17 protein-coding genes and 1 pseudogene are annotated in these 18,880 nt (G+C 71.7%); 12 read left to right on the plus strand and 6 right to left on the minus strand.

Features of this window, described 5'->3' with window-relative positions; translation table 11 throughout:
* Window positions 1-54: 54 nt before the first annotated feature.
* Window positions 55-453 (plus strand): TetR family transcriptional regulator, encoded by a 399-nt coding sequence (locus AB0N07_RS16095; RefSeq protein ID WP_365835289.1) that lies wholly within the window; start codon window positions 55-57, stop codon window positions 451-453.
* A gap of 68 nt (window positions 454-521) precedes the next feature.
* On the opposite strand, the gene AB0N07_RS16100 is transcribed toward AB0N07_RS16095, so the two are convergent.
* Window positions 522-1,388, minus strand: coding sequence for an alpha/beta hydrolase fold domain-containing protein (locus tag AB0N07_RS16100; RefSeq protein WP_365835291.1), 867 nt, complete (start codon window positions 1,386-1,388; stop codon window positions 522-524).
* Window positions 1,389-1,647: 259 nt separating this feature from the next.
* On the opposite strand from AB0N07_RS16100, the gene AB0N07_RS16105 reads away from it, so the two are divergent.
* On the plus strand, window positions 1,648-1,992 hold the full coding sequence (locus tag AB0N07_RS16105) for a DoxX family protein (protein WP_365835293.1): 345 nt from the start codon (window positions 1,648-1,650) through the stop codon (window positions 1,990-1,992).
* A 252-nt stretch (window positions 1,993-2,244) separates the two neighbouring features.
* Window positions 2,245-3,594 carry a ferric reductase-like transmembrane domain-containing protein gene (locus AB0N07_RS16110; RefSeq protein WP_365835295.1) on the plus strand — a complete coding sequence of 450 codons (1,350 nt, stop codon included), beginning with the start codon at window positions 2,245-2,247 and terminating at the stop codon, window positions 3,592-3,594.
* 115 nt (window positions 3,595-3,709) lie between these two features.
* Here AB0N07_RS16110 and AB0N07_RS16115 read toward each other — a convergent pair whose 3' ends face one another.
* Window positions 3,710-4,336 (minus strand): TetR/AcrR family transcriptional regulator, encoded by a 627-nt coding sequence (locus AB0N07_RS16115; protein ID WP_365835297.1) that lies wholly within the window; start codon window positions 4,334-4,336, stop codon window positions 3,710-3,712.
* 389 nt (window positions 4,337-4,725) lie between these two features.
* Window positions 4,726-6,519: a thiamine pyrophosphate-requiring protein gene (locus tag AB0N07_RS16120; protein WP_365835299.1), complete on the minus strand. Its 1,794-nt coding sequence runs from the start codon at window positions 6,517-6,519 to the stop codon at window positions 4,726-4,728.
* A 256-nt stretch (window positions 6,520-6,775) separates the two neighbouring features.
* On the opposite strand from AB0N07_RS16120, the gene AB0N07_RS16125 reads away from it, so the two are divergent.
* On the plus strand, window positions 6,776-7,570 hold the full coding sequence (locus AB0N07_RS16125; RefSeq protein WP_365835301.1) for an RNA polymerase sigma factor SigF: 795 nt from the start codon (window positions 6,776-6,778) through the stop codon (window positions 7,568-7,570).
* Here the strand turns inward: AB0N07_RS16125 and AB0N07_RS16130 are convergent.
* Window positions 7,551-8,666 carry a PAS domain-containing protein gene (locus AB0N07_RS16130; RefSeq protein WP_365835303.1) on the minus strand — a complete coding sequence of 372 codons (1,116 nt, stop codon included), beginning with the start codon at window positions 8,664-8,666 and terminating at the stop codon, window positions 7,551-7,553. The genes AB0N07_RS16125 and AB0N07_RS16130 overlap by 20 nt on opposite strands.
* An 88-nt stretch (window positions 8,667-8,754) precedes the next feature.
* On the opposite strand from AB0N07_RS16130, the gene AB0N07_RS16135 reads away from it, so the two are divergent.
* From AB0N07_RS16135 to AB0N07_RS16150, 4 genes are all read left to right on the plus strand, one after another.
* Window positions 8,755-9,474 (plus strand): GAF and ANTAR domain-containing protein, encoded by a 720-nt coding sequence (locus tag AB0N07_RS16135; protein WP_365835305.1) that lies wholly within the window; start codon window positions 8,755-8,757, stop codon window positions 9,472-9,474.
* 177 nt (window positions 9,475-9,651) lie between these two features.
* Window positions 9,652-10,374 (plus strand): hypothetical protein, encoded by a 723-nt coding sequence (locus AB0N07_RS16140; RefSeq protein ID WP_365835307.1) that lies wholly within the window; start codon window positions 9,652-9,654, stop codon window positions 10,372-10,374.
* A 106-nt stretch (window positions 10,375-10,480) separates the two neighbouring features.
* Window positions 10,481-11,728: an aminotransferase class I/II-fold pyridoxal phosphate-dependent enzyme gene (locus tag AB0N07_RS16145; protein ID WP_365835309.1), complete on the plus strand. Its 1,248-nt coding sequence runs from the start codon at window positions 10,481-10,483 to the stop codon at window positions 11,726-11,728.
* The gene (locus AB0N07_RS16150; RefSeq protein WP_365835311.1) at window positions 11,725-12,825 is read left to right on the plus strand and encodes an MBL fold metallo-hydrolase; all 1,101 of its coding nucleotides are present in this window, start codon (window positions 11,725-11,727) and stop codon (window positions 12,823-12,825) included. Before AB0N07_RS16145 ends, AB0N07_RS16150 begins: the two co-directional genes overlap by 4 nt.
* Before the next feature lie 96 nt (window positions 12,826-12,921).
* Here AB0N07_RS16150 and AB0N07_RS16155 read toward each other — a convergent pair whose 3' ends face one another.
* Window positions 12,922-13,542 carry a VTT domain-containing protein gene (locus AB0N07_RS16155; protein WP_365835313.1) on the minus strand — a complete coding sequence of 207 codons (621 nt, stop codon included), beginning with the start codon at window positions 13,540-13,542 and terminating at the stop codon, window positions 12,922-12,924.
* A complete protein-coding gene (locus AB0N07_RS16160) occupies window positions 13,539-14,312 on the minus strand; it encodes an MBL fold metallo-hydrolase (protein WP_365835315.1) in 774 nt (257 codons plus the stop codon). The genes AB0N07_RS16155 and AB0N07_RS16160 overlap by 4 nt, the downstream gene beginning before the upstream one ends.
* Window positions 14,313-14,395: 83 nt before the next feature.
* Here AB0N07_RS16160 and AB0N07_RS16165 point away from each other — a divergent pair, with 83 nt between their 5' ends.
* From AB0N07_RS16165 to AB0N07_RS16180, 4 genes and pseudogenes are all read left to right on the plus strand, one after another.
* Entirely contained in the window at window positions 14,396-14,797 is a 402-nt protein-coding gene (locus AB0N07_RS16165) for a hypothetical protein (RefSeq protein WP_365835317.1), read from the plus strand.
* A 134-nt stretch (window positions 14,798-14,931) separates the two neighbouring features.
* A complete protein-coding gene (locus AB0N07_RS16170; RefSeq protein WP_365835397.1) occupies window positions 14,932-16,968 on the plus strand; it encodes a phage holin family protein in 2,037 nt (678 codons plus the stop codon).
* Between the two features lie 80 nt (window positions 16,969-17,048).
* Window positions 17,049-18,349 (plus strand): annotated as a pseudogene (locus AB0N07_RS16175) (hypothetical protein).
* A 58-nt stretch (window positions 18,350-18,407) separates the two neighbouring features.
* A complete protein-coding gene (locus AB0N07_RS16180; protein WP_365835319.1) occupies window positions 18,408-18,836 on the plus strand; it encodes an OsmC family protein in 429 nt (142 codons plus the stop codon).
* The last annotated feature ends 44 nt before the right edge of the window (window positions 18,837-18,880 follow it).

The following is an 18,880-nucleotide window of genomic DNA, read 5'->3' on the forward strand; positions in this document are numbered from 1 at the left end:
CGCGCGCCCCCAGAGCCGCACACCGCGGCCTCGTTCCCACAGCAAGAAAGTGCCGTGAGCAGCCCCATGCCGACTGCCGCGGGCATGCCCCGCGACGCCCTGCACCAGGAGCAGATCATCCAGGTGGCCATCGCCCTTCTGGACGAGGGCGGCATCGAGAGTCTGACCATGCGAAGACTCGGCAGCGGTCTCGGCATCACCGCGGCGGCACTCTACTGGCACGTCAAAAGCCGACACGATCTGCTCCTGCCGGCCGCCGACACCGTCTGGGGGCAGGCACCTCTCCCCGCTCTCGACGGCCTCGAATGGCGTCCGGCCCTCCTGGCCATGGCCGACAACCTGCGTTCGATGCTTCTCGGGCACCCGTGGCTGCCGGCCGCCATGACCATCCAGCCTCTCGACGGCCCGGCCAGGGACCGCCATGACGAAGCCAGGCTTGCCGCCCGTACCTGACCCGACACGGCAAAAGAGGCAGAGGCCCAGCTTGACCGCCCTCCTCTGAAGATCGCCTCTCAACCCGCTCAGGAGGCCGCGGACCGCACGATGGCGCGGGCCGCGGCACGCCCCTCGGGAGCGGGGACGAGCGGGTAGGCGTGGACCGCCCCGTCGCACACGATGACATTCACGGCCGCCCCTTCCGCGGCAGCCCGTTCTTCCAGTCGCCGGACGTCCGGGTAGCACAAGTCGCGCGTGCCGATGTAGACGTCGATGGGCGCCAGGGGGGCAAGCGGGCCATTGACGGGACTGAGCCGGGGTTGGGCGGGGTCGTCCCCGTCGGCCCAGCCACGTGCGGCCGCGAGCAGGCTGCTGGTGGTGAGGAACGGATCTCGGGCTTCGACCTCGGGAATCGCAGGGTTGGTCAGAGTCAGATCCAGCCAGGGGGAGATCAGCACTACTCGGGCCGGCTGGGGCAGACCCGAGCCGGCCAGGCTCTGCGCCACGCCCAGAGCCAAGCCCGCGCCGGCGGAGTCGCCCATGATCGTGACCTGGCCGGCGTCCGGGTCGCCGAGCAGGTCGCGGTAGACGGCAGTGACGAAGGGATAGGCGTCACGGTAGGTGTACTTCGGCGCCAGCCCGTAGTGCGCCACCTCGACTCGTACACCGGCGTCCACGAGCTGCGAGATCAACTGCCAGTGCCGGGGCGAGAGGTGTCGGATGTAGGCGCCGCCGTGCAGATAGACGACCGTTCGCTCCGCCCGGCGCCCGCGCGGACTGACGGTGTGGCATTCGAAACCGTCGATGCGGCGCGACCTCACGTCGTGCCGCTGTACCAGTTTGGCGGGCGGACGAGGTGGCTCCTTCGACGCGGCCACGGGGTCCGGGGCCGCCTTGCCTTTGAGGGCCAACCGCATGAACGCGGCGACTACGTGCATCTGGGGACTGCTCATGTCTGGCTCTCCTCCTTGGCACCGCGATGCCGTCCGCTTCGCCGACCATCATAACGGTTACACTGTTACCGTTATTACGCTAGGCCGAGCCGCTGCCTCGATCGACCAAATCGTCCGTCTGGGCGCCGAGCCATGCGCCCGGTCGGCAACTCGACCGCGCCCGTCACATCCCACAACGGTCTCGCGACGACCCGCCCGCCATCAGGCCGTCACCCTTGACGCCCACGCCGCCACGACGCCGGCACGCTGGAGATACCTCATGATCCTCACCATCGCCCTCGCCTGCGCCATCGCCTTGATCTTCGGGGCGCTCGGAGTGCTCAATGCACTCGCCTTGCCGAAGGCGCGCGAGCTGGCCGCCGAGACCGGCTTCTCCGTCGCCGCCTACCGCCGCATCGGCGTGCTGCAACTGGCAGGAGGCGCCGGCGTGGCGCTCGGCCTCGCCGTGCCGCCGCTCGGCGGCCTCGCGGGGGCCGGGCTCCTCCTCCTGCTCGTCGGAGCCGCGGTCGTACACCTGCGCAAGGGCGACCCGGTTGCCAAGCTCGCGCCCGCCGCCGTGTGTGCGGTGCTGGTCGCCTCGTACCTCGCGGCCTTGTTCGCCTGAAGCGCTGCGGATCGAGTCCACGCCTCCACGGATGGGCAGCTCCGGCCCGAAGGGCGGATCCAGGGCCGGCCAACGGGCATCCGATTGCGCCACTGGACCACAACCAGCTAAACGGCTACGCTGTAGCCAATATTAGAGGTGGCAGGAAACGCAGCCACCTGGGCTCGAGGGCGCTCAAGCCGCGACCGCACGGTCCGCCCTGCCTTCACCAGCGCCCCTTCGTCCACAGTGCCCACCCCCGAGGGGTAGACGATGCCCGTCCTGATCGTGATAGCGATCTACGCCATCCGGATCGCACGCGCCCCCTTGGACGCGCGCCTGAAGAAGCGCCACGTCGGGCCCCTGTCGGTCACGACCGGAGCGGTCATGCTCTATCTGGCCTGGGACCGGCTCAGGCCCGAGGGCCTCAGCGCTGTCTATTTCGTCGGCGAGTTCGCCGGCGTCCTGTCGGTCTACCTGATGTCCTGCACCCTGGTACTGGCCACCCGCCTGATGTGGCTGGAGCAGTGGTTCGGCGGCCTGGACCGCATGTACCGCCAGCACAAGCTGTACGCCGTATGGTCCATACTCCTGCTCACCCCGCACCTGCTCCTCCACTTCTTCTCCGGCTTCGACGGGAGCCAGTACGGCTACGCCCACCGGGCCGCATCGGTAGGGATGGGCCATCTCCTCGGTGCCGTCTCCGCCATCGGCCTGCTGCTGCTCGTCCTCATCTCACTCGGCCAGGTCGGCCGCATCCTCCGACTGCCCTACGAGCGCTGGCTGTTCCTGCATCGCCTCACCGGCCTGCTGCTCCTGTCGGCGCTGTTGCACGGCTGGTTCCTCGATCTCATCATCAACGGATCCACGCCCCTCCTGGCGATCTACGTCACGATGGCCACCATCGGCATGACCGCCTACGCCTACGACGAACTGGTGCTACGGCACAGGGAGCCCCGGGCGGACTACACCGTCCACCGTGTCGAGCGGCCGACACCCGACATCCTCGACCTCACCCTCACGCCCACCGGCGGGACGACGCTTCCCGCGACAGGGGGCCAGTTCGTCTACCTGCGGGTCGGTGGCTGGCACGAACACCCCTTCAGCGTCGCAGGAACGCAGGCCGACGGCTCGGTGCGCCTCACCATCCGTGCCCTGGGCCGCGGTACACGCCGCCTCTACACGGACCTGAGTGAAGGACACCCGGCAATCCTCAAGGGTCCTTACGGGATGTTCGACCACACCCTCGGTGGACCCCGGCAGATCTGGATCGCGGGGGGCATCGGTATCGCGCCCTTCCTCGGCTGGCTAACCCACCCCGGTGCAGCGCCGCCCCGCACCGACCTCTTCTACTGCGCCCCCTCCGCCGAAGACGCGCCGTTCCTCCCGGAACTCACCGCTGCGGCAGCACACCGCCCCGAGTTCCGGCTCCACCCGACGTTCAGCCGCAGCCACGGCCGTCTGACCGCCGAAAGAATCCAGGCCGAGGCCGGACCGATCACCCCCGACACGCACGTCTTCCTCTGCGGCCCCGCCTCCATGATCGAAAACCTGACTCGCGCCCTCCATCGCCAGGGCGTCCCCCGGCAGCATCTCCACGCCGAGCACTTCGCCTTCCGCTGACGAGCCGCCGACCGCACGAGATCACGCGCTCAGCACCAGCAGCGGTGGCGACGCTCCATGCCGACCGAGACGAGCCCGTAGGCAGGCGGCCTCACGTTCGCATCGTCCTGGCTGGTCAGGCGTCGTCGCGCAGGTGGGCAAGCCCGCTGAGAAGGAGTTCGAGTCCGAAGGAGAACTCGTCCTCGATCGGAACGGGCATCGACGCGGCGACGGTGACCGTTGCCGGGAACAAGGCTGGATCGACGCTTTGAAAGACGGCGGACAGTTGCGCGTCGTCGAGTTGCCCGCCGCCGCCATGACCGTTGACCTGTATGGCGAATCCGAGGACGTAGCGGGAGAGGGTGGCAAAGGCGTGTGCGGCCAGTCGGGGCGGGAAGCCGCTGTCGAGCAGCACCGCGACGCAGTGCTCCCGCAGCGCCATGGCGTTCGGCCCCAGGGGAATCTCTTCGACCATCAGGCGCGCAGCGTTCCGGTGCCGGGCCAGGGCCTCGAACATGGTGTGCGCGACCGTCCGCAGGGCTTGCTGCCAGCCCATCGCGAGGAGTTCGTCGCCCTTGAGTTCCACGGCGCCGAACATGCGGTCCACGACATGGGCGACCAGCGCTGCCCGGTTGTCGAAATGCCGGTACAGCGTCGCCGTGCCCGAGCCCAGGCGCTGGGCCAGCGCCCGCATCGAGAGAGCGTCGGCCCCTTCATCGTCCACGATCTGCAGTGCGGTAGAGACGATGCGCTCCAGCGGCACGGGCGGACGCCCCGGGCCCCGGCCCGATGCCGTGGTCGCTCGCACAGGACCAACTGCTGCCACTGAACGTCCACCTCCTCGGCCAGCACCATAACAGCAACACCGTATCCACTTTGGAGATCGCCGGTGGGGCGTGGCCGCCGGGGGCACCGCGGTTACGGCTCGGACACCACAACGCTGCAGGTCACAGGCGCGACCACACCGATCGTGGCTTCGTCGGAAGCTTCCCGCGGACAGGTGGTCCAGGGAGACGCCGAGGCGGATCGAGGGGGACGGGGGAGGCCACGCGGATTGCTATGGCGCTGAACAGTTCACCGCGCTACTGAACTGACCACTGAACTGTTTCGTGCGCAACTGAACTCTTCAGCGCCGTTCAACAGCGGCACGGGCTACTGCTTCTGCTTCCCCGGCAGGAACTCCTGCACCTTCGCCTTCAGACCCTGCTTGATCATGGAGCCGCGGTCCGCGTCGCCCTTCAGGATCGAGGCGGCCGTGGCCTCCATCTGCTCCCAGGTGGCGTGCGGCGGGATCGGCGGGACCGCCGGGTCGGTCAGGAACTCGATCACCGCGGGGCCGTCCGCCTCCAGACCGGCCCGCCAGCCCGCCTCGACGTCCTCCGGCTTCTCCACCCGGATGCCGGTCAGACCCAGTGAACGGGCGAACGCGGCGTACTGGACGTCCGGGATCTGCTGCGAGGGCAGGAAGGACGGAGCGCCCTCCATGGCCCGCATCTCCCAGGTCACCTGGTTGAGGTCGTGGTTGTTGAACACGGCCACGACCAGCCGCGGGTCCTCCCACAGGTCGCGGTACTTGGCCGCTGTGATCAACTCCGCCATGCCGTTCATCTGCATCGCACCGTCCCCGACCAGCGCGATCGCGGGCCGGTCCGGGTGGGCGAACTTCGCGCCGATCGCGTAGGGCACTCCGCAGCCCATCGTCGCGAGCGTGCCGGACAGCGAGGAGCGCATCCCCGGCTTCATCGTCAGGTGGCGTGCGTACCAGTTGGCCGCCGAGCCCGAGTCGGAGCTGACGATCGCGTCGGCAGGCAGCAGCGGGTCCAGCGCATGGGCGACGTACTCCGGGTTGATCGGATCGGCCGACAGCTCCGCCCGCCGCCCCATCACCTCGCGCCAGCGCGTCACGTTCGCGCACACCTGGTCGTACCACTCGCGGCCGCGGTCCTCACTCAGCAACGGGATCAGGGCCTGAAGGGTCGCCTTCGCGTCGCCGACGAGATTCACCTCGTACGGATAACGCATGCCGACCATGTGCGGATCGATGTCGATCTGCACCCCGCGCGCCTTGCCGAACTCCGGCATGAACTGCGTGTACGGGAAGGAGGAACCGATGGTCAGCAGGGTGTCGCAGTCCCGCATCAGCTCGTACGACGGCCGGGTGCCCAGCAGGCCGATCGAGCCGGTGACGTAAGGGAGTTCGTCGCTGAGGACATCCTTGCCGAGCAGTGCCTTGGCCACGCCGGCCTTCAGCAGCTCGGCGATCCGCTCGACCTCGGCGCGTGCCCCGGCTGCGCCCTGGCCGACCAGGATCGCCACCTTGTCACCGGAGTTGAGGATCTCGGCCGCCCGCTGGACGGACTCCTCGGACGGAACCGCCGTCCAGGAGCTGCGGCCCAGGCTGGAGGGCACCATCTTGAACTCGTGCGTGGGCGCGGAGTAGTCCAGCTCCTGGACATCGCCGGGAATGATGATCGCTGTGGGTGCGCGGCGTGCGTACGCGGTGCGGATCGCGCGGTCGATGACGTTCGGGAGCTGCTCGGGGACCGTCACCGTCTCCACGAAGTCCGACGCGACGTCCTTGAAGAGGGTGTGCAGATCGACTTCCTGCTGGTACGAGCCGCCCATCGCCGTGCGGTGCGTCTGGCCGACGATCGCAAGCACCGGCACATGGTCGAGCTTGGCGTCGTAGAGACCGTTGAGCAGGTGGATCGCGCCGGGTCCCGAGGTCGCCGCGCACACTCCGAGACGGCCGCTGAACTTGGCGTAGCCGACCGCCTCGAACGCGGACATCTCCTCGTGCCGGGACTGCACGAAACGAGGCTTGTTCTCGGCCCGGCCCCAGGCGGCCAGCAGGCCGTTGATGCCGTCGCCCGGATAGCCGAAGACATGGTCCACGCCCCACTCGCGCAGTCGTTGCAGGACGTGGTCGGAGACCTTGGTGCTCATGTGTCGACCTCCCGGGCCTTGACGTGATCGGACAGCTGTCGTCTGCGGGCCGAGTCACCCGGTGGGCTTCCGGAAAACATCCGGGGGTGTTTGCGGCCCGGGGCCCGGGGCAGGCGCAGTTCCAGTGCTTCGGACAGGAGGCACGTCCGTGGGAACGGCCCCTGAGCCGCCCAGGTCGCGCCCTGTCTCGAACGTGCGACCGCACTCCCACGGTGACCGTCCACCCAGAGCACCTTCAAGGGAGTTGCGACGCACCATGCCCACCAAAGTGAGCGCGAAGCACCACCCGCACGACGACGCCCCCGACACCGCCGACGCCTTCCGCAAACTCGCCAAGCTGCCCCCGGGCCAGCAGCGCGACACGCTGCGCGAGCAGATCGTCGAGGCCTGGCTGCCGATGGCCGAACGCCTCGCGGGACGGTTCCGCAGCCGCGGCGAGAGCTACGAGGACCTGCGGCAGGTCGCCGCCCTCGGCCTGGTCAAGGCCGTCGACCGGTACGACCCCGAACTCGGCAACGCCTTCGAGAGCTACGCCGTGCCCACCATCACCGGCGAGATCAAACGGCACTTCCGTGACCACATGTGGACCCTGCACGTACCGCGCCGGGTCCAGGACCTGCGCAACCGCGTCCGGTTCGCCAGCCAGGACCTCTCCCAGACCATCTCGGGCCGCAGGCCCACCGTCGCGGAGATCGCCGAGCACGCCAACATGAGCGAGGAGGACGTCCTGGGCGGACTGGAGGCGCTGGAGAGCTTCACCGCGCTCTCGCTCGACGCCGAACTGCCCGGCAGCGAGGACGGCTACTCGCTGAGCGACGCCCTCGGCTCGCCCGACCCCGCGCTGGACACGGTCGTGGACCGCGAGTCCGTCAAGCCCCGGCTGGCCGCGCTGCCCGAACGGGAGCGGACCATCCTGTACATGAGGTTCTTCGGCGACATGACGCAGAGCCGGATCGCCGAGCAGCTCGGCATCTCCCAGATGCATGTGTCACGGCTGATCAGCCGCTGCTGCACGCGGATGCGGGACCAGATCATGCACGAGGCCGCATAGCCAGTGCCAGATGGCGCGACATCAGGTCCATCGCCTGTGCCTCCGCCATCGAGAACGCCAGCCGGGGCCCGCACCGGAACAACGTGAGCACGCCCCGCACGGCGTCCTTGTCCTTCAGCGGCACACACAGCAGTGAAGTGACGTTCGCCGCTACGAGGACGGGGGCGCCCGTCGCGGTCCTGCCGAAGGCATCCGGGTCCGGCGGACGGATCTGCAGGGCCGGGGACCCGCTCCTGGCCGTCTCGACGGCCAGGGGGCAGTCGGCCGGATCCTGCCCCTCGAACGCGGCCGTGTCCCCGTCCGGCGGGGCCAGCACGGCAGTGCGCGACAGGCCGTCAGTCCCCGCGTCGGCGATCACCCAGTCGGCGAAGCTGCCGTGCAGGACCCGCGCTGCCGCCTCCAGGGCGCCCTGCCGGTCCGTGGTCAGCAGGGTCGTGGTCATCGCGTCCAGGAGGTCCATCACGGCCGCGTGCCGGGTGGTCTCGGCGAGGTCCGGCAGCTGCCGCACGGGCGGGTCCGCCGGCGCGGCAGGGCTGCTGGGTCCGCCGGGCTGGAGGACCACCAGGACCGTCGTGCGGGGCTCACCGCTCGGGCGTACCGCCGCCAGCGTGGCGTGCACCGGGACGGACGGCTGCTGCTGGAGGCGGACGGTGAGACTGCGGTCACCTTCGCCGCGGGCCACCGCGGCGGCCTGCGAACGGAACGCGGCCCGGTCGGCGTGGGCGAGGAAACCGGTCAGCGGGCGCCCCGTGGCGTAACCGGCGCGCACACCGGTGAAGTCGGCCGCCGCGCCGTTCAGCCGCCGCACGACTGTCTCCTTGTCGACCAGCGCGACCGGGAGCGGGAGGCGTTGGAACACGGTGCGCAGCAGCTGCTGCTCCTGACGGTCCGCCGAGGCACGGCTACGGGCCGGACCCGCTTCCGAAAGCCGCTTGTACCGGGGCCACAACTGGCCGACCACATGGTCGAGTTCGAAGATCGCCGCGTCCAGCACCGTGGGCAGATCCCCGCCCGACACGGACCGCGCCGTCTTCAGCTCAGCGACGCGGCGTACGAAATCCGCAAGGTCTTCCCCGAACTCGTCCGTCTGCGTCATGCGACGAACGTAGCGCGACTCCCGTTCAAGACCACCGTTTTCGGAACGGGCGAAGGGGAAGGCGGGCGATGGAGAGGAGGAGTGCACCATGCCGGACACCGGGTCTCACACCCGTCGTTGGGATGCGGAGGCGACCGAACCCGCCCTCCCCGGGCGGCGGTTGTCGGAACTGGTCGAGGAGGCCGCGCGCTGCACCGTGGAGTGCTGTGGAGCGAGCGGAATGGTGACCGAGGACGGCAGCGAGCGTCCCGCGGCCGTCACCCATCCCGACCTCGCCCCGCTCGTCGCCGTACAGCTGCGCTCCGGGGACGGGCCCATCCCGGCCGCCCTGGAACGCGGGGAGCCCGCCCGCTGCTCCGACCTGCTGCGCGAGGACCGCTGGCCCGACTACCGCGCCCTCGCGCTCGACTCCGGGGTGCGCTCCAGCGTGACACTGCCCTTCCGGCGCTCCGGCCTGGCGGTGACGCTCAGCCTCTACAGTTTCCGGCCCGGCGCCCTGGCGGACGCCCCGCACGGGCCCGCCCGGGCCCTCGGCGACCTCGCCACGACCTGCCTGGTCCGCGACCGTTCCTACCGCGCCGCGCTCACCGAACTCGACCAGCTCGGCACCGCCCTGCGCTCCCGCCCCCTCGTCGACCAGGCCTGCGGCATCGTCATGCACGTGCTGGACGCCGACGCCGACGCCGCGTTCGGGGTGCTGCGCCGCCTCTCGCAGGGCAGCAACCGCAAGCTGTCCGACGTGGCGGCGGCGGTGGTCGAACGGCGGGGGCGGGGGCTGGAGAGGAACCTGGCGGCGCTGCTGAACTGAGGTCCTGTGCACCGGGGTGCTGACCCCTGGTGAAGCGCGGGCCGTGTCACCCGCTCGGCCGTCCGTGTAGCGCGAATGGGGCTCGGCCGCGCGCGCCTGGCCGCCGGGCGGGCTGTGATGGGCTACGGGGCACGACTCCGTGCTCCTGAGAAGTCACCCGTCGAAGGAGCCCTCCCCATGCCTCGCACCGCCCGTGTCCTGTCCGTCGCAGCCCTGGCCGGTGCCACCCTCGGCTTCGCCTCGGCCGCCTACGCGGACTCGGCCGCAGAGGCCGGCCCGAGCAGCGTCTCCCCGAGCGGTAGCGTCACCGTCTCGGTCGCCTGCGAAGCCACCGGCGGACCGCCGCCCGCCACCCTCGACGCCATCTCACAGACCCACGCCAGGAGCGGGAACCCCGCGACCGTCGACGGCACCTGCGCGACGGCGCCCGGCGCCAAGGGCAGGACGTGGAGTGCCGCCTCCCGCGTGAACCGCGGCGACGGCCGCGACGGTGCCGGGCCCGGTGAGAGCGGGAGTGACGGTGGCCCGGCCGGCGACAACAGCAGCGGCGGGCATGGCGACGACGGCGGCGGTGGCGGCGGACGCGGAGACAACGGCGGCGGTGAGGGCGCGGATCTCGGCGGAGGTGCTGTCGGCGGCGGCGATGTCGGGAACGGCGGCGGCCATGACCAAGGCCGGCCCTGCACCCAGCCGGACTCCCACTCCTGCGGCGGCGCGGGCATGCAGAACGGGCGGGAGCACGACATGCAGAACGGCATGCAGCACGGGGTGGAAGCGGGTGCGGGTGGCACCTTCTCCGACTCCGTGCCCGCACTCGTCGCCGGCGGCCTCCTGATCGCCTGCGCACTGGGCGCCGCCACCTACCGGTTGTGGCCGAAGGACTCCGTCTGGGACCGCTGACCCGCCGGGCGACGGCGAAATCCGTGCGCACTCCGATGTGGCAGCGGCACTCTGGGTACTCGGAGCACGGCGACGGACACGGCACAGGGACTGCGTGGAGGTACGCATGCGGCGGACGGACCCGCAAGGCCACGGCCCCGTCCGCTACGGGCCGCCGCTGCCCGAGGACGGGCTGCCCGTGCCGCCCGAACTCACCGCCGTGCTCGCCGCGGCCGCCGCCCGGGCCGCAGGGGAGCCGATCGGCGGCGGACCGGAACTCATCGAGGCCGCGTGCGGCTACTGGGAGCGCCGCGGCCTGTCCGCCGCACCCGACCGCGTGGCCGCCGGGCCCGGCGCCCCCGCCCTGCTGCTCGCACTGACCGCCGCGCTCGGCGGCGACGTCCTGGTGCCGAGGCCCTGTGCGGCCTGGTGGGCGCCGTACGCACGCCTGTTGAGCAGACCCGTCTTCCATGTGGCGACGCCGGCCGAGTGCGGTGGCGTCCCGGATCCGTACGCCCTCCTGGAGACCGTGCGCAGGGTGCGCACCGAGGGCGGCGACCCGCGGCTGCTCGTGCTGTCGGTCGCCGACGACCCCACCGCCACGGTCGCCCCGCCCGAGGTCCTGCACGAGTGCGTGGAGGCCGCCGCCGGGGAGGGACTGCACCTGGTCAGCGACGAGACCTGGCGCGACACCCTGCACGCACCGCACGCCACCGTGCTGCTCAGCCCCGCCGAGATGCTGCCCGGCCAGGTCACCGTCGTCACCGACCTGGCGGGCGCGCTGCTGCCGCCCGGTTGGCCGGCCGCGGTGGCGCGTTTCCCGGCGGGCGACGCGGGCGCTGACCTCCACGCGCGCGTGCTCGACGTGCTCACCGCGCTCGGCGCCCGCATCGCCGGCCCCCTCGCCGCCCCGGCCGCATACGCGCTCGGGGAGCCGGAGCCGGTCACCGCGCGCGTGGCCGCCGCCGTGCGCCTGCACGCGCGCGTGGCCGCCGCGGTGCACGCGGCGGTCGTCGCGGCGGGCACCCTGTCCCGTCCCCCGCAGGCCGGCCGCCACCTCTACGCAGACCTCGGCCCGCTGCGCTCCGCGCTCTCCGAGCACGGCGTCGGCGACGCGCAGGAACTGGAGGACTTCCTCGCCGCCCGGCTCGGCATGCCCGCACCGGGCGGCCACCGCTTCGGCGACGAACTCGGCGCCCTGCGCGTCCGCCTGTCCACCGGCCCGCTGCTGGGCCGCACGGACGAGGAACGCGCGGAATGTCTCACCTCACCCGCGCCGTTGGAACTGCCACACGTGCAACGCGCGTTGAGCCATGTGAAGTCGGTCTTCGACGATCTCCGCGACGACGCTCAGCGATGGGAGCCTCCTCGATGACGCAGCAGTCCGAGTCGACCACCACCACGAGCACGAGTACGACCACCCGGGAAGCCGACGGGACGGCGTCCGGGCCAGGGCCGGCGCCCACCCTGCCGCCGCTCGCCGAACCCCGCCCGTTCGCCGAACCCGGCCCGCTCGCCGAACCCCGCCCGCTGGGCGAGCGCCGGGTGTGGCCGCGCACCTTCCACGACCGCCTGACCGCCCCGCTGCCCGGCCTGAAAGCCTTGGCCCGCTTCGCCCGCGAGGGCTCCATCCGCCCCGGGCGCGAGGGCCTGGCCGACATCCCCCGGCTCCCCTTCGAACCCGCTCCACTGCCCCGCGTCGACGCCCGCACCGTCGCCGTCTCCTGGGCGGGACACGCCAGTTGGGTCATCCGGATCGGCGGCCTGACCGTCCTCACCGACCCCGTCTGGTCCCGCCGCATCCTCGGCACACCCGCCCGCATCACCCCGGTCGGAATCCCCTGGGAGTCCCTGCCGCCCGTCGACGCGGTCGTCATCAGCCACAACCACTACGACCACCTGGACGCCCCGACCCTGCGCCGACTCCCGCGCACCACCCCGGTGTTCGTCCCGGCAGGCCTCGCCCGCTGGTTCCACCGCCGCCGCTTCACCCACGTCACCGAACTGGACTGGTGGGAGGCGGCCGAACTCCGCGGCGTCCGCTTCGACTTCGTCCCCGCCCACCACTGGTCCAAGCGCACCCTCACCGACGCCTGCCACTCCCTGTGGGGCGGCTGGGTCCTCACGGCCCCCGACGGCCAACGCGTCCATTTCGCGGGAGACACGGGATACGGCCACTGGTTCTCCCGGATCGGCGAGCGCTACCCGGGCATCGACCTCGCCCTCCTCCCCATCGGCGCCTACGACCCCCGCTGGTGGCTCAGCGACGTCCACTGCGACCCGGAGGAGGCGGTACGCGCAGCCCAGGACCTGGGCGCACAAAGGATGGCCCCGATGCACTGGGGCACGTTCGTACTGTCGGCGGAACCGGTACTTGAGCCGCTCACGCGGGTGCGTAAGGCCTGGGAGAAGGCAGGCTTGGCCCGCGATGACCTCTGGGACCTCCCAGTGGGAGCCTCCCGGGTCCTGTAGCCGCCCTGTTTTTCAGGGGCGCGGGGCTGTATCGATGTGCGGCTCCGCCGCGTGAGCGCGAGAAACCACAACGCACCCGCGCCCCGCAACACACCGTCACCCGGCAGATCGAACCCGCCGCCACAAACTCGGCACCACACTGATGACCGCGGTCAACGCAACCGCGGCCACCACACCTTCCCAAGGCTCCGGGAACAGGGAACCACCCAGAATCCCGATCACCTGATACGTCGCAGCCCAAGCCAGGCACGCCGGCAAGTTGCCCCGGGCGAACCGCCGCAACGGCCACTCGGCCACAAGGCAAGCCAACATCACAGGAATACGCCCCGCCGGCACCAGCCGGGACAACACCAGGACCGTAACCCCATGCTCCGCCAACTTCCCCTGCGCCTGCGCAAGCCGCTCCTCCGGCGCCCGCGCCCGGATCGCCTCCAGCCACCGCGACCCGTTCTTCGACCCCATCCCGCGCCGCCCCAGCCAGTACAGCGCCGCGTCCCCGAGAAACGCCGCCAGCGACGCCGTCACGAACACCAACGCCAACGCGAACGGTGCCGTCTGATGAAAGGCCACCACGGCCGCCGAACTCACCAGCGCCCCCGTCGGAATCACCGGCACCAGCGCCCCGAACAGCACCAGCAGAAACAGCGACGGATAGCCGATCGCCCGCTGGGTCGACTCCGGAGGCACGATCGCCGCCGTGGCGGCAAGCCATGTCACCGCGCGACCTCTAGGCGCACGCTCTCCCCGTGCCCGAGCCGGTGCACCTCGACATCCGGCGCGTGCTCGGCCGCGAGGCGCACGAACTCGTCACCGGGCGCGTGGAATTCATGGGGGCGCACGGCGTCCATCCCGATCGGCCAGTACGTGCCGTAGTGCACCGGCACCGCACAGCGCGGCGCCAGCCGGGCCAGCGCCTGGGCCGCCCGCCCCGCATCGAGATGCCCGGTGCCGAGGTAGGGTCCCCAGCCGCCCACCGGCAGCAGCGCCACGTCGACCGGCCCGACCTCCTGCTCCATCGCGTCGAACAGCCCCGTGTCCCCGGCGAAGTACGTCCGCGCCTCGCCCTCGATCACATAGCCGAGAGCGGGCGAGCGATGCGGTCCGAGCGGCAGCCGCCGCCCGTCGTGCCGTGCGGACACGGCCCGTATCACCACGTCACCGACCGTCACCCGGTCCCCGGGCGCCACCTCGCTCACCGTGAGCCGGGTGAGCCGGCGCAGTCCCGGCACGGCCCGGGGTGCGCCCCGGGGCACCAGCAGGCGCGTGCCCTCCGCGAGCCGCTCCAGCGACGGAACGTGCAGGTGGTCGGCGTGCAGATGCGACACCAGCGCCACGTCCGCGCGCCAGGCGCCGGGAGGTGGCAGCGCCCCGCGACGGCGGCGGAGATGGGCGAGACGGCGCGCGAAGAGAGGATCGGTGAGCAGCCGTACGCCCGAGTCCGCGACCGTACAGGTCGCGTGACCCCACCAGGTGATCTCCACCGGCACCTCTTTGCCTCCTTCGCGCGACTCCCCGAAGCCTACGGGCAGGAGTAGGGTCGGCGCCGAAACCCGGAGGTGAGGGGGACGCCATGGGACCGGTGCGGGTCACGGCGATCGCGAGTCTGACGCCGCTGCAGGAGCTGGACGACGATCCCTTCCTGGTGGACTCGCGCAGCCAGCACGCGATGTGCGCCCGCTGGGCCGCCGAGCGGGGCTACATCGTCAGCCGGGAGCTGCTGGTGCGGGGACTGCGCGCCGACCACTGTGTGCTGTGGGACGGCGTCCGGCCGGGGATCGACCTGTTCGTGGCGCCCAGCCGCCGGGTCCTGGAGCGCGCGCTGTCGTCCGTCGAGGAGTTCACCGCGGAGTGCGCCCGGCGCGGGGTGCGGGTGGAGACGGTCGGCTTCGAGGAGCCCTGCTACGACGCCCAGATGAAGGCCCGGGTGCACCGGCGGCTGTCGATGCCGACGGCCGGGTACGACGGGCGCTGAGCCCCGCTCCCGGTGACGGACCGCATTGTCCGACCCGTGTGACAGTCTGAAGTGCAGGCCCGCACCGACGACGGGCCGGGACGTGAGGTGGGCTGGGCGTGCGTGGCGGGCGTTGGTGGCGGGCCGCCAGTCAGATGGGGCGGAGCATCGCGGTGTGGGCGGTCTCCACGGTCACCATGCTCGTGCTCGCGGGGATCCTGCCGGACTTCCGCCTGCAGTCCGCCGACGGCGAGAGCGCCACCCACATCGCCGTCACCGCCGCGTTCGGCGCCGGCGCCTTCGGTGTGCTGTCCGCCCTGGTCTGGCCGCTGCTCGTGCGGCTGTTGCTGCTCGTGCCGGCGCTGGTGCTGGGCCTGCTGGTCTTCGTCCTGAACGGGTCGCTGCTGCTGGTCGCCCTGCGGCTCAACCCGGCCAGCAGCGCCGAGGCGGCTCCGGAGACGGCCGTGGTGGTCGCCGCCGTGATGTCCGCCGTGGCCTCCGCGACCGGCGCCGCCCTGGCCGTGCGCGACGACGACGCGTACCGGCGGCGCCTCTACCGCCTCGCCGACCGCCGCCGCAGACGTCTGCCACCCGGCCCGTCCGCCCCGGGCACGGTCTTCCTGCAACTCGACGGCATCGGCCACGACGTGCTCCTGGCCGCCGTCGGCAAGGGTGTGATGCCCACCGTCGCCCGGTGGCTGGGGAGCACCCACCGGCTCACCCCCTGGCGCACCGACTGGTCCAGCCAGACCGGCGCCAGCCAGCTCGGCATCCTGCACGGCAGCAACCACGACGTCCCGGCGTTCCGCTGGTACGAGAAGGACACCCGCGAGGTGATGGTCTGCAACCGGCCGACCAGCGCTGCCGAACTCCAGCGCCGGGCCGTCGAGCACACCGGCGACGGCGGCCTCCTCACCGCCGACGGCGCGAGCCGCGGCAACCTCTTCAGCGGCGGCGCCGACGAGCAGGCCCTGGTGCTGTCCATCGCCACCCGTCGCCGCGGCCGGGAGAACCGGTCCCGGGCCGGCTACTTCGCGTACTTCTCCGACCCGGCCAACGCCGTGCGCACCGCCCTGTCCTTCGTCGCCGAAGTCGGCCGTGAGATGGGCGAGTCCACCCGGGCCCGGGTCAGGAAGCAGCGCCCGCGCGTCGCACGCGGCGGCCTCTACCCCTTCGTGCGCGCCTTCGCGACCGTCGTCGAACGGGACGTCGTCGTCGCCGCGGTGATGGGCGACATGCTCGCCGGACGCACCGCCGTCTACGCCGACCTGGTGGCGTACGACGAAGTGGCGCACCACTCCGGGCCGACGAGCCGCGACGCGGAGAAGGTGCTCGAACGCCTCGACCGCGCCCTCGCGCTGATCGCGAACGTCGCCGAGCACGCCCCGCGGCCGTACCGCATCGTCGTCCTGTCCGACCACGGTCAGAGCCCCGGTGAGACCTTCCGTTCCCGCTACGGCCTGGGACTCGGTGATCTGGTGCGGGCCGGCTGCGGGCTGCCCGTGCCGCGCAGGGCGAGGCGCACGCACAGCGGGGCGGAGGCCCGAGCGGCCGTGCGGGCCGCGTTGCGCAGACCCGTCGAGGAGGGCGGCGAGCAGCACCGCCCCTCCCGTCGCCGCTCGGAGCCGCTCGTGCTGGCCTCCGGCAACCTCGGCCTGGTCTCCTTCCCGGACGTGCCGCACCGGATGAGCAAGGAGGAGATCGACGCCCGCCACCCCGCGCTGCTGACCACCCTCGCCAACCATCCCGGCGTCGGCTTCCTGCTCGTCCGCAGCGAGGAACACGGCGGGGTGGTGCTGGGCGCGTACGGCGCCGAGACACCCCTCGACCAACTCGAGGACAGACCGGGCCCCTTGGAGGCGTTCGGGCCCGGCGCCGCCGACGCCGTGCGCCGCACTCACTCCTTTCCGCACACCGCCGACATCATGGTCAACTCCTTCCACGACCCGGCCGACGGAGAGGTCCTCGCCTTCGAGGAACAGATCGGCTCGCACGGGGGGCTCGGCGGCGCGCAGGGCAGACCGTTCCTGCTCTCCCCGGTGGTCCTCTCGCCGCCGGTCGAGGCCGGCGAGGAGCTGACCGGCGCCGAGCACGTCCACCGGGTACTGCGCCGCTGGCTGCGGGAGGCGGACGGTCCTCAGGTGCCGGTGACCAAGGAGGAGAAGGAGGAGCAGGACCGGCGGGCCGCCTGAAAATCGGCTGCGCCCGAGGAGGCGTCCGCTCACACTGTTCGAGTCGAACCTTCCTTGAACCCTCCACAGGAGCCGCTGCCTTGCAGGCTGCCGCCACCGTCACGCCCGCCCGTATCCCCGAACTCCTTCTCGGCCTCGCTACCGTCCGGCCGGTCTTCATCTGGGGCGCTCCCGGCATCGGAAAGTCCTCCCTGGTACGGGACTTCGCCGAGTCGCTGGGCCTGGTGGGGGTCCCCCCACGCCTTTAAGGCAGTGGGGGAGCGTGAGCCTGCTCGGCACCCAGCTCGCCCCGGAGGACCTGATCGGCGTCCCGCAGATCCGTGAGGGGCGGTCCGTGTTCTGCCCGCCGGAGGCGATCGCCCGTGACGAGATCTACATCAACCCGCTGCGCCGGTTCGACGACGAGGAGTGGCGGTTCATCCTCGCCCACGAGATGCTGCACGCCGCCCTGCGCCACGGCGACCGCTGCGGCACCCGCGATCCGTATCTGTTCAACATCGCCTGCGACTACGTCATCAACGGCTGGCTCTGCGAGATGCAGGTCGGCACGATGCCCGAAGGGCTCCTGTACGACCCGGAGCTGAAAGACCTGTCCGCCGAGGAGGTCTACGACCGCATCGCCGGAGACCTGCGCCGGATGCGACGCCTTGCCACGCTGCGCGGCAAGGGCGCCGGCGACATCCTCGGCGGTCCGCTCGGCAGCCCGCGCGACCACGTCGACCTCGACGAGTTCTACCGCCGCGGCCTGAGCCAGGGCCTGGACCTGCACCAGCAGCAGGAGCGCGGCCTCCTCCCCGGCGGCCTGGTCGAGGAGATCCGCGCTCTCAGCCACCCGCCCCTGCCCCGGGACGCCCAACTCGCCCGCTGGTTCGACGAGTTCGTACCCAGCCCACAGCCCGTGCGGTCGTACGCCCGCCCCTCCCGCCGTCAGTCCTCCACGCCCGACATCCCCCGCGCGGGCCGCTGCTTCCCGCCCGAGGAGATCGCCCGCTGCACCTTCGGCGTCGTCCTCGACACCTCCGGCTCCATGGACCGCACCCTGCTCGGCAAGGCCCTCGGCGCCATCGCCTCCTACGCCGAGGCCCGCGAGGTGCCGGCCGCCCGCGTCGTCTTCTGCGACGCGGCCCCGCACGACGCCGGCTATGTGCCGGTCACGGAGATCGCCGGGCGGGTACGGGTCCACGGCCGCGGCGGTACGGTCCTGCAGCCCGGGATCGACCTCCTGCACCGCGCGGACGACTTCCCGCCGGGCGCCCCCGTCCTCGTCATCACGGACGGCTGGTGCGACGTGCTGAGGGTGCGGCGCGACCACGCGTATCTGATCCCCCAGGGGGCGCGGCTGCCGTTCTCCGCGCGTGGCCCGGTGTTCCGGGTGCAGTGAGCCGGAATGTGATCGGATGGTGTCCTACAGGAACAGCCAGAATTCGAAGGGATTCATCGTGGCAACCACGCGCTCCGCACACACCGTCTGGGAAGGCAACCTGCTCGAGGGCAACGGTGTCGTCTCCTTCGACTCCTCCGGTGCCATCGCCGAGCAGCCGGTCACCTGGGCCTCGCGCTCCCAGGACGCGAACGGGAAGACCAGCCCCGAGGAGCTGATCGCCGCCGCGCACTCCAGCTGCTTCTCCATGGCGCTCTCGCACGCCCTGGCCGGTGCCGGCACCCCGCCCACCAAGCTGGTCACCTCGGCCGACGTGAATTTCCAGCCGGGTGAGGGCATCACGGGAATCCATCTGACCGTCGAGGGCACGGTCCCCGGCATCGACAACGACGCCTTCGTCGCCGCTGCCGAGGACGCCAAGAAGAACTGCCCGGTCAGCCAGGCTCTCACCGGCACGACGATCACCCTGTCGGCGAAGCTCGCCTGACACCCGCCTGCGTCCTGGACGTCCTTCGGTGCCGCGCCCCCGGG

Source organism: Streptomyces sp. NPDC051172, assembly GCF_040682555.1.
Taxonomy (GTDB): domain Bacteria; phylum Actinomycetota; class Actinomycetes; order Streptomycetales; family Streptomycetaceae; genus Streptomyces.

Excerpts from the sequence above, each read along its gene's own strand:
- AB0N07_RS16150 (WP_365835311.1), top strand. The coding sequence starts at position 11,725 with ATGACGCAGCAGTCCGAGTCGACCACCACCACGAGCACGAGTACGACC.
- AB0N07_RS16110 (WP_365835295.1), top strand. The coding sequence starts at position 2,245 with ATGCCCGTCCTGATCGTGATAGCGATCTACGCCATCCGGATCGCACGC.
- AB0N07_RS16125 (WP_365835301.1), top strand. The coding sequence starts at position 6,776 with ATGCCCACCAAAGTGAGCGCGAAGCACCACCCGCACGACGACGCCCCC.
- AB0N07_RS16140 (WP_365835307.1), top strand. The coding sequence starts at position 9,652 with ATGCCTCGCACCGCCCGTGTCCTGTCCGTCGCAGCCCTGGCCGGTGCC.
- AB0N07_RS16145 (WP_365835309.1), top strand. The coding sequence starts at position 10,481 with ATGCGGCGGACGGACCCGCAAGGCCACGGCCCCGTCCGCTACGGGCCG.
- AB0N07_RS16130 (WP_365835303.1), bottom strand. The coding sequence starts at position 8,666 with ATGACGCAGACGGACGAGTTCGGGGAAGACCTTGCGGATTTCGTACGC.
- AB0N07_RS16135 (WP_365835305.1), top strand. The coding sequence starts at position 8,755 with ATGCCGGACACCGGGTCTCACACCCGTCGTTGGGATGCGGAGGCGACC.
- AB0N07_RS16165 (WP_365835317.1), top strand. The coding sequence starts at position 14,396 with ATGGGACCGGTGCGGGTCACGGCGATCGCGAGTCTGACGCCGCTGCAG.
- AB0N07_RS16100 (WP_365835291.1), bottom strand. The coding sequence starts at position 1,388 with ATGAGCAGTCCCCAGATGCACGTAGTCGCCGCGTTCATGCGGTTGGCC.
- AB0N07_RS16120 (WP_365835299.1), bottom strand. The coding sequence starts at position 6,519 with ATGAGCACCAAGGTCTCCGACCACGTCCTGCAACGACTGCGCGAGTGG.
- AB0N07_RS16105 (WP_365835293.1), top strand. The coding sequence starts at position 1,648 with ATGATCCTCACCATCGCCCTCGCCTGCGCCATCGCCTTGATCTTCGGG.
- AB0N07_RS16170 (WP_365835397.1), top strand. The coding sequence starts at position 14,932 with ATGGGGCGGAGCATCGCGGTGTGGGCGGTCTCCACGGTCACCATGCTC.